Consider the following 247-nt stretch of genomic DNA (forward strand, 5'->3'; position numbering starts at 1 on the left):
CTCATGATGCGCTTATTATTATTAGTGATGACTTTTCTCTATTACCAAATAACTCATTACGTAATGCTATTTTAGACCAAGCAAAAGTTGATTCTCGTATTGGTAAACAAGTTACTTTATTAGTGATTGAAAACAAACGCGTTGTACTTGCGCCAACGGGTCCGTTAAATAGAGATTACGACGATGTACGCCGTTATTTTGATGCTGCTAAATTAGCGATTAACGAAGCAAAAGCGTCGGGTAGTGT

General features: G+C 36.8%; 1 pseudogene. It reads left to right on the forward strand.

The features are described 5' to 3' along the window. Positions 1–247: pseudogene (locus AAEY57_RS20780) on the forward strand (leucyl aminopeptidase family protein); the annotation flags it as partial.

This window comes from Pseudoalteromonas sp. MER144-MNA-CIBAN-0113 (assembly GCF_040308965.1).
Taxonomy (GTDB): Bacteria; Pseudomonadota; Gammaproteobacteria; order Enterobacterales; family Alteromonadaceae; genus Pseudoalteromonas; species Pseudoalteromonas tetraodonis.